Here is a 14166-nt window from a genome sequence, read left to right as displayed (position 1 = left end):
GCTCAAGGAACAGCGGCTCATCGAGCTGGTCGATTCACGCGATATCCGCATTCTGCGACGACGGGCTCTTCTGGAGATCGGTGCATGACGATATGCGCTCGCGATCACGCTCAGCGCAATCTCGTAGAAATCCTGGGCGAGATCGGCCGCCACTCGAATGCGGATGATCATCGACAACTTCACTGATCCAGATCAATGTCGCGTCGGTTTCGCCCTGCGAATGTGCACCATCGACCGATGAGGCGAACGCGATGACCCGACAGATCAATCCGCAATCCGGGCAACCGTCAAAGCCGGGCAAGGCCCACGCGCGGCCTTCGCGATCGGGCCGGTTCATTCCCGCGACAGGCAAGCCGGACGCGTCCGGAAAACGGTATCTGTAGGTGCCGATCAACGAAATCTGATCAATCGGCGGGCACCGTACCCGATGGCACAATGGGCTCGCCCGACCTCAACCCAAGCAGGAGGTCTTTCCATGTTCAGTACCGCCAATGTCGGCGCCGCCGACCGTGTTATCCGAATCCTTTTCGGCATTGCGCTCGCCACCTATGCCTATGCGTCGCTGGTATCGCCTTGGTCGTGGGTGGCCTATGCCGTCGCCGCGATCCTCGTCCTCACTGCGCTCATCCGGTTCTGTCCCGCCTACGCCCTGTTCGGCGCCAGCACCTGCAGTCGGTCCGCCACCGGAAATGCCGCAAAGACCTCGGCGCCTCCCTCGGACCGCTCGTCGAGCCGGCTATGATCCGTTTGCCTTGAGGGCCTTCACCGCGGCCTTCGGCGACCGCGCGACGCCGGGCGAACCCGCCGCGATTTACCGGCCTCTTTGCGGCGGCGCGAATTCCTCCGCCGTCAGCGTCTCCCGGGTGAGCAACGTCAGGGAGAGTCCGAGCGGCGTTGTCTTGCCTTTCGGCGATGCCGGAATTGACTGGCAGACGGCGGGGGAGAAATAGTGAGCCGACACAAACACAAGGCGACCATACCGGTGCGCAAGGGCAATCCGAAGGACTTCAAAGGCGCGCTCAGCCTGCTGGAAGACGGCACTTGACGCGCATCACGCCCCAAGGGAACCCGTGGGGGAAAGGTGAACTACGGATGGTCACAGCACGGTCGGGACAGCACCGGCGTCCGGTTCTGACGCAGTACGCGCGTCGACCGGCGTTCAGCCTGTTTGTCGGCGTTCTCGCCGTCCTCGCCCTGGTGCTCTCGGGCCTCGGTCACGGAGCCGCAGCCGGACCGATGGCCATGACCGAATGCGGCTGGTCGGCCGTCCAGGCGAACGCACCCGCCGGAGATGAGACGGGTCGCTGTTTCCTGAACGCAGCCGTCACAGATGGCGAGACCGATGCCGGGCAAGCCCTTCTCCCCGCCGCCGCGTGCCCTCAGCACGCGCCATGCGTGCATTTCTTCGTCGCGCCGGAGCGCCCGCTGCTGCGAGCGCAAGGATCGAACCGGGTGATCGCCACGGTCTCCGACTCGCTCCGGGAACGGACGGAAAGCCCGCCTCACCACCCCCCGATCAGCTGATTTTTACGGACGGCCGGCGTCGATCGCGGCTCCCTGTCGCGACGCCGCCTTGCGATGCAGCCCCCCGGCAGTGCCGGGGTTTGCGCCGCGCCGGCCGTTCTCGTCGCAAATGCTGAATCCCTAAAAAACTGGAGACAATGATGAGAACCCACCGACGCTTCCTCCACTCCGCCGCACCGATCGCCCTGGCGATGGTGCTCTTTGGCCTCGATTCCGTCCATGCGGAGCCGTTGGTCTACATACCGCTCGGCGAGGAGAACCAGATTCTGGCCATCGACGCGGCGACGGACGCCGAGGTCGACCGTATCTCCGGAACCGAGGCGGTGCATGGGCTGGCCGGAACCCCGGACGGGCGCCTGCTGATCGCCGGAAGCCTCTCCGCTCGTTCGGCGGGAGAGGCGCCCGCAAAGCCTGTCGGCGTCTCCGAGGAGGACCATGAGGCGCACCACGGGATGTCGGAGAAGACCTCCGCGAAACCGTCCGACGAGCTCGTCAGCACGGTTTCGATCATCGACCGCAAAAGCGGCGAGATCCTGCGCAAGGTCGACGTGCCGGGCGCCGTGCATCACGTCACGGTCAGCCCGGACGGGCGCTTCGCCGTGGTGACGCTGATCAACGCCGACGCTGTCTCGGTGATCGGGCTCGAGGACTTCGAACTGATCACGACGGTAAAGACCGCGGCGACGCCGAACTACGCCATCTTCAGCAAGGATGGCGAGGCGCTGTTCGTCGGCAATGCCGGCGCCGGCACCGTCAGCCGCATCGCCGTCGATGGCTGGACGGCGGGGCCGACGGTCGCCACCGGCGCCAATCCCGGGCACCTGGTGATGGCCGCGGACGAAAGCGCCCTGTACGTCACCAATGACGGCGACGGCACGGTCAGCGAGATCGACCCTGAGACGATGACGGTTCGCCGCAGCTTCGAGATGGGCGGAATGCTGCATGGCCTCGATTTGTCAGAGGACGGCAAGACGCTGTTCGCCGCAGTGCGGGAGACCGGCCGGATCGGTCGCGTCGACCTCGACAGCGGCGAGGTCAGCTTCGCCGAGCTGGCGCCGGCGCCCTACCACCTGAGAACGATCCCAGGAACAGGCAAGATCTATGTCAGCAGCGCCGAGGAGCCCAAGTTCTGGGTGCTGGACGTCAACGACCTGAGCACGATCAGCGAGGTGAAGGTCGAGGGCACGGCCCACCAGATGGTGATCGTCCCTTCGAGCTGATCGGACGCCCGCGTCAACGCCGAGCAAAACGAGGAGGGCGGCCCGTCAGCCGCCCTCCCCCTGTGGCACGCCGGGTTGGAAGGAGTGGACACTTCGTCCAGATCGGCTCGGCCTGCGAGATGCCGATCTCGGCGCCGCACAATTCGATCATGTATGTTGCCGGATGAGATTTCGCGTCGGCCACAACGCCGCTATCCACATGGTTTTTAAAGAAATATTAGGATTTACGTTACCGCTGGAGTGACTCGCTCGCGGCTGAACACCCTTGGCGCAAGGGGCCGCATTTCGCTTGATCCAGGTCAAAGCGTGCGTCGCAACATCGGAGCACCAACGGTCTGACGAAAGTCGTCGAACAGCGTCGGCGAATCGCGATCAGAACGGAGGCATCATGGACAACGCCCGCCGACTTTTTCTAGGGCAGATCGCGCGTATCAGCGCTGGCGCGGCATTCGTGCCGTTTGCCGGCGTGGCCAACGCTGCGATCAACGAACAGCCCCCGCGCCGCGGCGGCGACCCCGCCAAGCGCTACGCCATGCTGATCGACCTGCGCCGCTGCATCGGCTGCCAAGCCTGCACCGTATCGTGCCACATCGAAAACGAAGCGCCTTTGGGCAAGTTCCGCACGATCGTCTCGCAATACGAGGTCGAAAGCGTGGAGACGGGCGAGTTGGCCCAATTCATGTTGCCGCGCCTGTGCAACCATTGCGACAACCCACCCTGCGTGCCGGTATGCCCGGTTCAGGCCACGTACCAACGCGAGGACGGCATCGTCGTCGTCGACAGCGACCGCTGCGTGGGTTGCGCCTACTGCGTCCAGGCTTGCCCGTATGACGCAAGGTTCATCAACGAGCGGACTCAGACCGCAGACAAATGCACGTTCTGCGCTCATCGACTGGAGGCCGGGCTGTTGCCGGCCTGTGTCGAATCCTGCGTCGGGGGCGCGCGGATCATCGGCGACCTGAACGATTCGAACAGCCAGATTTCCAAGATGATCGAGGCGCATCGAGACGAGCTGATGGTGCTTCAGCCGGAGAAGAACACGCGGCCGCATGTCTTCTATCTCGGCATGGACGAGCGGTTCGTCGACCGGCCCCAGGCCGTTCCGGGACTTTGGGATGTGCGCGGCGAGGAAGGACAGGAGTTGGGTTATGAATTCGCTGAGCATTGAGCTGATCGCCCCGCGCTATGGCATCGCCTGGTATCCTTGGGCCGTGCAGTATTTCTTTCTGATCGCGCTTTCCTACGGCGCGCTCTGGCTGACCGTGCCCGGCCTGATTTTCGGCAACGATCGCTGGAAGCCGACGGCGCGGCTGGCATTACTGGCGGCGATGTCCACCGCCGTGGTCGCGCCCGTGTCGCTTCTGGCAGACCTGCACCAACCGCTCCGTTTCTGGCATTTCTACGCCTATCCGACGCCGTGGTCCTGGATGTCGCTGGGCAGCCTGTTCCTGCCGCTTTATGTCGGCCTGGTGGTGGTCTTGGCCTGGCTGGTCTGGCGCGAGCCGCTGAAAGCCTGGGCCAACGCGCCCGGACTGCAGGGCACCGTCGGACGCATCGCGCCGCTGGGCGGCTGGAAGAGTCCGCACTGGCTAATCGTTCTGACCGGGCTGGCCGCGATCGTCATGTCGCTGGCGGTCATGCTTTATACCGGGGCCGAGGTCGCGGTGCTCAAGGGCCGGCCGCTGTGGCACACGGAATATCTGCCGGCGATGTTCCTCCTGACCGGGGTCATCGGCGCCGCGGGTCTGGTGCTGGTCCTCAATCGCTTTTCCGGTCTGCGCTATCTGACCGGCGGCAATCAGATGCTGGCCGTGATCCTCGGCACAACCGTTCTGGCGGGCCTCGCCGCGGCCGGATGGTTTGCCCAGGGTCTCATGCTGAACGAAGGGTCGGTGGCAGCGGCGCTCGAGTCGGTCCGCCTGAATCCCGAATGGCGAGGCGTCGCTTTCTGGGCCGCGGGCGCCGGCGTCCTGCTGTTCCTCAGCGCCGGCCTGATGGTGGTCATACGGCCGCTGCGCGGCTTTCGCTGGATCGTCGGCCTCCTGGCGCTTCATGTCGCCTGGATGTTCCGCTGGACCGTGTTGATGGATGTGCAGACCGTGGCGCGAAACAGCGCCGGATACAACGACTACAGCATCTCGCTCGGGTCGCAGGGCCTTCTGGGCATCGTCGGCACCTTCGGCCTTTGGCTGGCCGTCGTCCTGATCATCAATCTTTTCGTGCCCTGGCGCGCCGCCCTCGGCGGCCACGCACAGGCACCCGGGATCTCGGGCATCGAAGGAGAGCCAAGCTATGGATAAGACACGTCGCAGACTGCTTCAGGGCGCCGTCGCCGCCGGAGGCGCGGCCACCTTCGCCGCAGGCTATGCCGAACCGCTGGAAAAGATGGCCGCCGGGCTGTCGGGCAGCGCCGGCGAAAAGCCCAAGCATCCGATCTTCGGCAATGCGCCGGTACCGGAATATCGCGTCGATCTCGACACCGGAGAGCTCACCCCCAACCCGGACCAGCGCATGGCCTTCACGGCCTGCTATGGTTGCACGACAAAGTGCGGCGTTCGCGTCCGGATTGACAACAAGACCGGCCAGGTTCTGCGCGTGACCGGCAACCCGTACAATCCGCTCTCGGCGGATCAGCACCTGGACCACGCCACACCGGTCAAGGAGGCGCTGCGCAGCGTCAGCGCCTGGCAGGACCAGGGACAGGAAAACCGCTCGACGGCCTGCGCGCGTGGCAATGCGATGATCGCCCAGATCACCAGCCCGCACCGCGTAACCCACTGCCTGAAACGCACCGGGCCGCGCGGCAGCGGCCAGTGGACGCAAGTCCCCTTCGAGCAGGTGATCGAGGAGATCTGCGAGGGCGGCGATCTGTTCGGCGAAGGTCCGGTGGAGGGCCTGCGCGCGATCAACGACTACGAGACGCCGATCGATCCGGACAATCCCGAATACGGGCCGAAGACCAACCAGCTTCTGGTGATGGAGGCGACGGATTACGGCCGTTCGGCTCTGCTCAAGCGATTCGTGTTCAACGCTTTCGGCACCCGCAATTACGGCCATCACGGATCCTATTGCGGACTGGCGTTCCGAATGGGTTCGGGCGCGGTCATGAACGACATGAAGAAGTACGCGCACACGAAGCCGGACTTCGCCAGCGCCACTTTCGGCCTGTTCATCGGCACAGCACCCAGCCAGGCGGGCAACCCGTTCAAGCGGCAGGGACGACTGATCGCCGAAGCCAGGGCGCGCGGCAATCTGGACTATGTCGTGGTCGACCCGGCGTTGAATGCCTCGGTTACCAAATCGGCAGGAGCGTCATCGAACTGGGTTCCAGTCCGGCCCGGCACCGATACCGCATTGGCGATGGCACTGATTCGCTGGCTGCTGGAGAACGACGGCTATGCCGCCGATTTCCTGGCCCTGCCGTCGGGCAAGGCGGCAAAGGCGGCTGGCGAGGTGGGTCACACCAACGCGACCCATCTGGTGATCGTCGAGGACGGGCATGCGCGGCAGGGACACTTCCTGCGCCGCTCCGACCTTGGACAGGCCGAAGCGGGGGCCGACGATGACGCGGCGATGGTCATGGCCGACGATGGCCTTGTGTCGTCCGATGCGGCCGGCAAGGCGAGCCTTTTCGTGTCGGCTCGGGTCGATTTTCCCGATGGCGCGACGGTCGCGGTGAAAAGTAGCCTCGCCTTGCTGCTCGAATCCGCCCAGGAGCGTTCGCTGGCCGACTATGCCGCCGAGTGCGGCATCCCCGAAGCGCGGATCGTCGACATCGCGGAGCGGTTCAAGGCGGCGGGCCGCCGTGCGGTCTCGGACAGCCATGGCGGCATGATGTCGAGCACCGGATTCTACGCCACCTTCGGCGTGCAAATGCTGAATCTGCTGGCCGGGTCGATAAACCACACCGGCGGCTCCGCCCAAGGCGGCGGCAGTTTCAACGGCATGGGCAAGGGTCCGCGCTATGATCTGAAAACCTTCCCCGGCATGCGCAAGCCGAAGGGGCTCTTCCTCTCCCGCTCGGGGTTTCCCTACGAGAAATCATCGGAATACAAGCGCAAGGTCGCGGCCGGCGAGAACCCCTATCCAGCAACGGCGCCCTGGCGGTCGCTTGCGCCACCGACGCTGACCGAGCACCTGTCCTCTGCGCTCGACGGCTATCCCTATCCGATCAAGGCGCTGATCGGGTGCATGGCCAACCCGATCTACGGTCAGGCCGGGTTGCACACCCTGATCGAGGAGAAGCTCGCCGACCCCAAGAAACTCGGTTTGTACGTAGCAGTGGACGGCTTCATCAACGAGACCAACCTGTATGCCGACTACATCGTGCCGGATTCGGTGATGTACGAGGTCTGGGGGTTTACCGGGGCATGGTCGGGCAACCTGACCAAGATGACCACGGCCTGTTGGCCGGTGGTCGAGCCGCGCCAGCAGAAAACGGAGGGCGGCCAACCGGTGAGCATGGAGACGTTCTTCATTGCCACGGCGAAACAGCTGGGGCTGACCGGTTTCGGCGCGGAGGCGATCCCAGCGGCCGACGGAACCATGCTGCCTCTCGAAACCGCCGAGGATTTCTTCCTGCGGGCCGGTGCCAACATCGCCTATCAGGGCGATCGGCTGCCGGACGCGAGCGAGGAGGATGTGGCGTTGAGCGGGCTGGACCTGCTGCTGCCCAAGATCGACGCTGTGCTTCCCGAGGAAGAGCGCGGCGCCGTCACCTATCTCTATTCCCGCGGCGGCCGCTTCCAGCCTTACAAGGCCGCGCATGATGGCGAGAACCTGGGCAATCCGTGGGAACGCACGCTCTGCATCTACAATGAAGATGTGGGCACCGCGATCGACAGCCAGACTGGCCAGCGGCACCGGGGCGTGCCCCAGTTCCGGCAGGCCGAACTGGCCGACGGCAGCCCCATGCGCGAGGTCTATAGCGAGGACGATTGGCCTTTGCTGGCGTTCTCCTACAAGTCGAACCTGATGAACCCTTACGCCATCGGGCTGGAACGGCTGCGGATGATCAAGCCGTACAACCCGATCCTGATGCATCGCGACGATGCCGCCCGGCTGGGGATCAGCCACGGCGACACCATCCGCATCGAAAGCCCCGGGGGCACGGTGACAGGCCTCGCGCTGGTCGGCGACGGGGTCATGCGCGGTTGCCTGGGCATCGAGCACGGCTTCGGCCACCGCGAGCTGGGCGCCGGCACCCATGTCATCGACGGACAGGAGCGTCCGGGCAACGAGTGGATCGGAGCCGGAGTAAACCTCAACGACCTAGGCTTCGCCGATCCGACGCGCCGCGTCGCCGGTACATGGCTGGAGCCGATCAGCGGCGCCAGCGTGCGCCAGGGCCTGCCCGTGAGGGTCAGCCGGGCGATGGCCTGAGGCAGGCGTGATATCGGCAGCGGATGCCGATGCGTCTTCGGCGATCGCAGCCAGCTCCGAATATTCGGAGCCGGCCGCGGCAACATCTCAAGGCACCGCGAATGGAGCGACGGATTTGATGATTGCAGACATCGATCGCGGAGTAAAATTCCATTGCGCGCATACACGGTACCAATGGGTTTCACCGTGAAAAATCAAAATAGTCCCTCTGAAATTCCGGCAACGCAGCAGAAGGCGACGGCTGCGGGGAACTTACTGCGCATCCTCGCGAATGAGCGGCGGCTTCTGATCATCAGCGAGTTGGTAAAGGAGCGGGAGGTGAACGTCAGCGCGCTCGCCCGGACGGTCGGGCTGTCGCAATCAGCCCTTTCTCAGCACCTGGCCAAGATGCGGGCGGCCGGAGTGGTCGCCTATCGACGGGACGGCCCGACCGTCTGGTACAGACTCGCGAACCCGCAGATCACGGAGCTGCTGGTCACGCTCCAACGTCTCTTCGCCGGCCTGTTGGTCGAAAGGAACACGGGTAAAGACTGACCTGGCGCTTCCGCCAAATTGCAGCGCGCGTTGGACCAAGGGCGATCCTCCGCGCCTGTTCGCCTGGGCCGACACTCAAACGATCCGTGAGATGGCGGGCGTCAACATCAATCTTCCTGTCCTCGACCGATGCATCAGCCGGGCGTCGCCGCGCTCCCCTCGGAATCCTCCACAGATGTCTTGGGCGCGCCCTCGCCCCGCAGCGCCACGTAGATCGCCGGTATGACGAGCACGGTCAGCACCGTGGATGACGCAAGTCCGAACAGCAGCGATATCGCCAGCCCCTGAAAGATCGGGTCGGTCAGGATTACCGCGGCGCCGATCATGGCGGCGAGCGCGGTCAAAAGGATCGGCTTGAAGCGAATCGCGCCGGCTTCCAAAAGCACGTCGATGAGCGGGCGATCCGGGTGACGGGTGTGGCGAATGAAATCGACCAGCAGAATGGAATTGCGCACGATGATGCCGGCGAGCGCGATGAAGCCGATCATCGACGTCGCCGAGAACGGCGCGGCGAACAACCAGTGGCCGAACATGATCCCGATGAACGTAAGTGGAATCGGCGTCAGGATGACCAGTGGCAGCTTGAAGGAGCTGAACTGGGCGACGACGAGAATGTAGATGGCGAGAATCGCCACCATGAACGCCGCGCCCATGTCCCGGAAGGTCACCCAGGTGACCTCCCACTCTCCGTCCCACAGAAGCGTCGGATGGCTCTCGTCATCCGGCTGGCCATTGAACGCGATGACCGGCTTGGGTAGGTCGCCCCAATCGGCCTTTTCGATCGCGTCCCCCACGGCCAGCATGCCGTAGATCGGGGCTTCGAACGTGCCGGCGAGTTCCGCCGTTACCATTTCCGCGGCCCGACCGTTTCGGCGAAATACCGGGAAAGACGCGGGCTCGCGCGTGATCGCCACGACATCGCCGAGTTCCACGATGCCCCGCTCGCCCGGCAAGGCATTGGCGGGGACGGGCGTCGCGAGGGCCCGCTCGTCGAGCCGCTGGTCGCCCTTCGCCATTCCGATACGGATCGGGATCGGCTGACGTCCCTCGCCCCGATGCGAATACCCCACCGTGTTGCCGGAATAGAGCGCCCGGATCGTGTCGTAGATATCGCCTTGCTCGACCCGGTAGTATTCGAGATTGTCCTGATCGATGCTGGCGCGCGCGCGCGTCGCCTGAACGCCGTAGGAATCATCAATGTCGACGATGAACGGCACCGACGCGAAGGTCTCGCGCACCTTCGCGGCGACGGCCCGACGCGTCTGCGCATCGGGGCCATAGATCTCCGCCAGCAGCGTGGCGAGCACCGGCGGGCCGGGCGGCGACTCCACGACCTTCACGCTCGTGCCCTCGGGCAAATCGAGTCCGGCGAGGCGGCTGCGAATGTCCAGGGCGACATCGTGGCTGGCCCGGTCGCGCTCGTCCTTGGGAAGAAGGTTCACTTGAACGTCTCCCATCTGCGCCGCCGCCCGCAGATAGTAGTGCCGGACCAAACCGTTGAAGTTGAACGGCGCCGACGTTCCGGCATAGGTCTGGAACGAGACGACTTCGGGGATCGGCGACATCCGCTCTACGATGGCCTGCAATGCCCGGTCGGTATCCTCGAGCGTCGAGCCCTCCGGCAGGTCGACCACGACCTGAAGGTCGCTCTTGTTGTCGAAGGGCAGAAGCTTGACGGTGACGTCCTTGGTATAAAGCAGCGTCAGCGAGGCCAGCGTCGCGATGCCCACGATGATGAGAAACAGCCAGGACCGCGCCCGCGTCTTCAGGATCGGGCGCGCGACGGCGATGTAGGAGCGGCCGAGAGGTCCAATCGCGTCGTGACCGACGTTTGATTCGCCGTGCCCACCCTTGCCGCCGAGCTTGAGCATCAGCCAGGGCGTCAGCATCACCGCGACGAAGAAAGAAAACAGCATCGCCGCCGACGCATTGGCGGGAATCGGGCTCATATAAGGGCCCATAAGTCCGGAGACGAAGAGCATCGGCAAAAGCGCCGCCACCACCGTCAATGTCGCCACGATGGTCGGATTTCCGACCTCGGCCACCGCTTCGATCGCCGCTTGTGCGCGGCCGCGATCGTCCTTCATCGACCAATGGCGGGCGATGTTCTCGATGACCACGATGGCATCGTCGACCAGAATACCGATGGAGAAGATCAGCGCGAAAAGACTGACGCGGTTGAGGGTGTAGCCCATCAGCCATGAGGCGAAGAGCGTGAGCAGGATCGTCGTCGGGATCACGATGGCCACGACCATCGCCTCGCGCCAGCCGATCGCGAAGGCTACCAGCACGACGATCGAAAGGGTCGCCAAGCCGAGATGGAAGAGCAGCTCGTTGGCTTTTTCGTTGGCCGTCTCGCCGTAGTTGCGCGTGATCGTCATCTCGACATCCGCCGGGAAGATCTGTCCGCGCACCTGTTCCAGGCGATCGATGATCTCTTCCGCGATGACCACGGCATTGGTTCCCGCCCGCTTGGCGATCGCCAGCGAGACCGCCGGGACGCGCTCCAAATCCTCCCCGCTCCTGCGCACCGCGGTCACCCGCGTCTCGTTGGGGTCCGTGGCGAGCACCACATCGGCGACGTCGCGCACATAGACAGGTCGACCATCGCGGGCGGTGAGCAGAAGATTGCCGATTTCAGGAAGCGTCTGCAGCGTCTGCCCCGCGACCAGGACTTCTTGTTGGCCCCCTTCCCGGATCAATCCAGCCTGGAACGAGCGGTTGGCTCCCTGAATCTTCCCGGTGAGCTGCTGCAGCGTGATCCCATAAAGCGACAGACGCTCCGGGTCCGGCTCGATCCTGATCTCTTCGGGCTGCTGTCCGACGATGTAGGTGAGGCCGATATCGGGAAGCTTCGACAGTTCGACCTGAAGTTCGCGGGCGAGTCGGGTCAGACCGTTGGCGGTCCAGCGTTCGGCGGCCTCCGCCGTCGGCGTCAATGTAACGACGGCGATGGCGACGTCGTCGATGCCGCGCCCGACGATCAGCGGTTCCGGGATGCCGACCGGGATACGGTCGAGATTGGCGAAAACCTTGTCGTGAACGCGCAGGATCGCCGAATCAGCGCTGGTGCCGACCTCGAACCGCGCGGTGACAAGGGCGCCGTCGTCCTCAGTCTGCGAATAGACGTGTTCGACGCCATTGATGCTCTTGACGATGGTTTCCAAGGGCTCGGTGACAAGCTTGACCGCATCTTCCGCCTTGAGCCCGTCGGCGCGCACCCGGATGTCGACCATCGGCACCGAGATTTGAGGCTCTTCCTCGCGCGGAAGGGAAACCAGCGCGACCAGTCCGAGCGCGAAGGCCGCGAGCAGGAAGAGCGGCGTCAACGGAGAACCGATGAAGCTCTTGGTCAGGCGACCGGCAATTCCGAGATTCATGGCAGCAAGATCCGGTCGCCCTCTCGCAAGCCGCTCAGGACTTCGATTTTTTCGCTGCCGTCGACCATGAGCCTGTCGCCGAGGATCACGGCCACATCCAGCGGGTCCGGTTCGCCGGCCAGGCGGGCATAGTCAACGCCGTGGCGGGTCGTCACAGCTTCCGGCGGAATGGCAATGGCATCCCGGCGACCGACGGGAATCCAGACCAAAGTCCGTTCCCCGACAAAGTAATCGCCGAGCCCTTCCACCTCGACATCGGCCTGCACCCTGCCCTCGGCAATTTCCGGATAGACTTGGACCAGCCGGCCTTCGCGCAGCTCCGGCGGATGACCGTTGGCTGAACGCGACACCATTCGTTGACCGACCTTGACCGTGTCGCCCTCGACGATTGCCGCCGCGTGGCGTTCGGGCAGCGACAGACGGAGGAAATAGCCCCCGCCGGCGACACGGGCGACCGCTTCGCCAGCCATGATGACCGAGCCCGGCGTCACCGGAATCGTCAGGATCCGGCCGGATGCCGGCGCGAGAACCTTACCTTCGCGCGAGGACTGCTCGATGACGGCACGGTCGGCCTCGGCGGCGGTGACCTGGTTCGTCAAAACGTCCACTTGGGAACTGGCCTGATCGACGCGCGATTGCGGCGAGATCCCACGCTTCAACAATTCCTGAGCACGGTTGAGATCTGTCTGGACGCTGCCAAGTTGGGATTGCAACGCCCGGATCTGCGCGTCGGCCGCATCAAGCTGAAGCGCGATCTTGTCGTCCACGACAAGCGCAATCTCCTCGCCCTTCTCGACCTGCGCGCCTTCGTCGACCGAGATCTGTCGGAGCGTCCCGCCGATGCGGGCCCGGGCGGGCACCACGTCGCGAGCCTCGACCTGACCGAAGACGGCCTTGGTTTCCTCGATCGTCTGCGCGCGCACGACGAACTCCGCCGCGCCGGCCGCCGACCACAACATCACCACGGCAAGGACAATGACCCCTCCGGCCCGCAAGGATTCCATGAAAGGTCTCCGCATCACATATTTTGGCTGACGGGCCGATCGAGCGGCCCGCCTCAGCCGTCAGGAAAAAGCGCAACCCGGCTTCACGCCGAGTTTTCTAAACGCGATGGCGGCGGGGCAAAAGCCGGTGAACGAGGACTGGATCAGGTTCAGACCGACGAAGACCGTCAACAAATGCCAGTAGGGAGAAACATACACGCCAAGCGCCACCGACAGCAGGACCATCAATCCCGCAAAGGACAATACCACACGATCGAGCGTCATCTTCGTTTCCTTTGTCAACCAGCGGGCCAGACCCGCGCCCCTGGAAATCCAAGCGCTTCCGACTGGTGCTCCATCTAACATTCAAATTCCTTAAATTCAATATCATGAATGTAGATGATTTGATTCAGGCTTCGGAAGAGGCGGCGGAGCTGATGGGCACCTGTCGCATCCGTAACGGCTACTCGTGCTCTGCGCACTGGCCGACGGGAAAAAGCCCGTGAGTCGGTCGCGCGAAGAGCTTGCGATCGACCCGGTGCCGATGTCGTAGCAGCTCATGCGGCAGCGGGCGGATGGGCTGGTCGAGGCGCGAGGCGCCGGGACGACAGCCTACGACAAGATCGCTCGGACCGAACTCCTGCTGATCATCGAAGCCTTGCTGAAGGCGTTCTGCGCGGGTGCTTCCATTAAGTCAGCCTGTGNCGCCGGGACGACAGCCTACGACAAGATCGCTCGGACCGAACTCCTGCTGATCATCGAAGCCTTGCTGAAGGCGTTCTGCGCGGGTGCTTCCATTAAGTCAGCCTGTGCGGGCCGTGATCGCGGCGAGATCAAGGAAACATCGGCGGCAGCCGTGGAGCCTCGGATCCGAGCCTTGCCTTCGTCATGGGCGGCGCGCCGCCGACCGCCTTATTGGCTATCGCCTAACCTGCGCGGTCGCACACTTCCCTTTCAGCCGCTTGCAGATACGCGATTGGCAAATAGCCATGCATGGTTTAGTTAGTGCTCCATCACTAATATTTGGAACCGTTATGGCCGTTCGAAAACCCGCCCCCGAGCGCAAGGCCGAGATTTTGGAAGCGACATTGCGGCTGGCGGACGAGCTCGGCCCCGACCGCCTCTCCACCGAAGCGATCGCCC

Annotated in this window: 10 protein-coding genes; 7 read left to right on the top strand and 3 right to left on the bottom strand. The window is 64.2% G+C overall.

Translation table 11 applies throughout. The annotated features are described in order from the left end of the window. Positions 1-475 precede the first annotated feature (475 nt). From VSX60_RS20730 to VSX60_RS20700, 7 genes are all read left to right on the top strand, one after another. A complete protein-coding gene (locus tag VSX60_RS20730; protein WP_327626154.1) occupies positions 476-742 on the top strand; it encodes a YgaP family membrane protein in 267 nt (88 codons plus the stop codon). Between the two features lie 350 nt (positions 743-1092). Continuing rightward, positions 1093-1524 (top strand): hypothetical protein, encoded by a 432-nt coding sequence (locus tag VSX60_RS20725; protein WP_327626153.1) that lies wholly within the window; start codon positions 1093-1095, stop codon positions 1522-1524. A gap of 140 nt (positions 1525-1664) precedes the next feature. Further along, a complete protein-coding gene (locus tag VSX60_RS20720; protein WP_327626152.1) occupies positions 1665-2744 on the top strand; it encodes a YncE family protein in 1080 nt (359 codons plus the stop codon). A 289-nt stretch (positions 2745-3033) separates the two neighbouring features. Next, the gene (dsrO, locus tag VSX60_RS20715) at positions 3034-3912 is read left to right on the top strand and encodes a sulfate reduction electron transfer complex DsrMKJOP subunit DsrO (protein WP_327626151.1); all 879 of its coding nucleotides are present in this window, start codon (positions 3034-3036) and stop codon (positions 3910-3912) included. Further along, a complete protein-coding gene (gene nrfD / locus VSX60_RS20710; RefSeq protein ID WP_327626150.1) occupies positions 3893-5044 on the top strand; it encodes an NrfD/PsrC family molybdoenzyme membrane anchor subunit in 1152 nt (383 codons plus the stop codon). The genes dsrO and nrfD overlap by 20 nt, the downstream gene beginning before the upstream one ends. Continuing rightward, positions 5037-8126: a molybdopterin dinucleotide binding domain-containing protein gene (locus VSX60_RS20705; protein ID WP_327626149.1), complete on the top strand. Its 3090-nt coding sequence runs from the start codon at positions 5037-5039 to the stop codon at positions 8124-8126. Before nrfD ends, VSX60_RS20705 begins: the two co-directional genes overlap by 8 nt. Positions 8127-8300: 174 nt before the next feature. After that, the gene (locus VSX60_RS20700; RefSeq protein WP_327626148.1) at positions 8301-8660 is read left to right on the top strand and encodes an ArsR/SmtB family transcription factor; all 360 of its coding nucleotides are present in this window, start codon (positions 8301-8303) and stop codon (positions 8658-8660) included. A 134-nt stretch (positions 8661-8794) separates the two neighbouring features. On the opposite strand, the gene VSX60_RS20695 is transcribed toward VSX60_RS20700, so the two are convergent. The 3 genes from VSX60_RS20695 to VSX60_RS20685 are packed head-to-tail and all read right to left on the bottom strand — an operon-like array spanning position 8795 to position 13308. Continuing rightward, on the bottom strand, positions 8795-12040 hold the full coding sequence (locus VSX60_RS20695) for an efflux RND transporter permease subunit (RefSeq protein ID WP_327626147.1): 3246 nt from the start codon (positions 12038-12040) through the stop codon (positions 8795-8797). Continuing rightward, positions 12037-13044, bottom strand: coding sequence for an efflux RND transporter periplasmic adaptor subunit (locus VSX60_RS20690; protein ID WP_327626146.1), 1008 nt, complete (start codon positions 13042-13044; stop codon positions 12037-12039). The genes VSX60_RS20695 and VSX60_RS20690 overlap by 4 nt, the downstream gene beginning before the upstream one ends. A gap of 60 nt (positions 13045-13104) precedes the next feature. Beyond that, entirely contained in the window at positions 13105-13308 is a 204-nt protein-coding gene (locus VSX60_RS20685) for a YgaP family membrane protein (RefSeq protein WP_327626145.1), read from the bottom strand. Positions 13309-14166 lie beyond the last annotated feature (858 nt).

This window comes from Aurantimonas sp. A3-2-R12 (assembly GCF_036016755.1).
GTDB classification, from domain to species: domain Bacteria; phylum Pseudomonadota; class Alphaproteobacteria; order Rhizobiales; family Rhizobiaceae; genus Aurantimonas; species Aurantimonas coralicida_A.
Note: the sequence above shows the minus strand (reverse complement) of the source record. Positions and strands in the feature narration are given on the sequence as shown.

Coding starts and splice junctions, on each gene's coding strand:
- VSX60_RS20730 (WP_327626154.1), top strand. CDS start 476: ATGTTCAGTACCGCCAATGTCGGCGCCGCCGACCGTGTTATCCGAATC.
- VSX60_RS20725 (WP_327626153.1), top strand. CDS start 1,093: ATGGTCACAGCACGGTCGGGACAGCACCGGCGTCCGGTTCTGACGCAG.
- VSX60_RS20720 (WP_327626152.1), top strand. CDS start 1,665: ATGAGAACCCACCGACGCTTCCTCCACTCCGCCGCACCGATCGCCCTG.
- nrfD (WP_327626150.1), top strand. CDS start 3,893: ATGAATTCGCTGAGCATTGAGCTGATCGCCCCGCGCTATGGCATCGCC.
- VSX60_RS20705 (WP_327626149.1), top strand. CDS start 5,037: ATGGATAAGACACGTCGCAGACTGCTTCAGGGCGCCGTCGCCGCCGGA.
- VSX60_RS20700 (WP_327626148.1), top strand. CDS start 8,301: ATGGGTTTCACCGTGAAAAATCAAAATAGTCCCTCTGAAATTCCGGCA.
- VSX60_RS20695 (WP_327626147.1), bottom strand. CDS start 12,040: ATGAATCTCGGAATTGCCGGTCGCCTGACCAAGAGCTTCATCGGTTCT.
- VSX60_RS20690 (WP_327626146.1), bottom strand. CDS start 13,044: ATGGAATCCTTGCGGGCCGGAGGGGTCATTGTCCTTGCCGTGGTGATG.
- VSX60_RS20685 (WP_327626145.1), bottom strand. CDS start 13,308: ATGACGCTCGATCGTGTGGTATTGTCCTTTGCGGGATTGATGGTCCTG.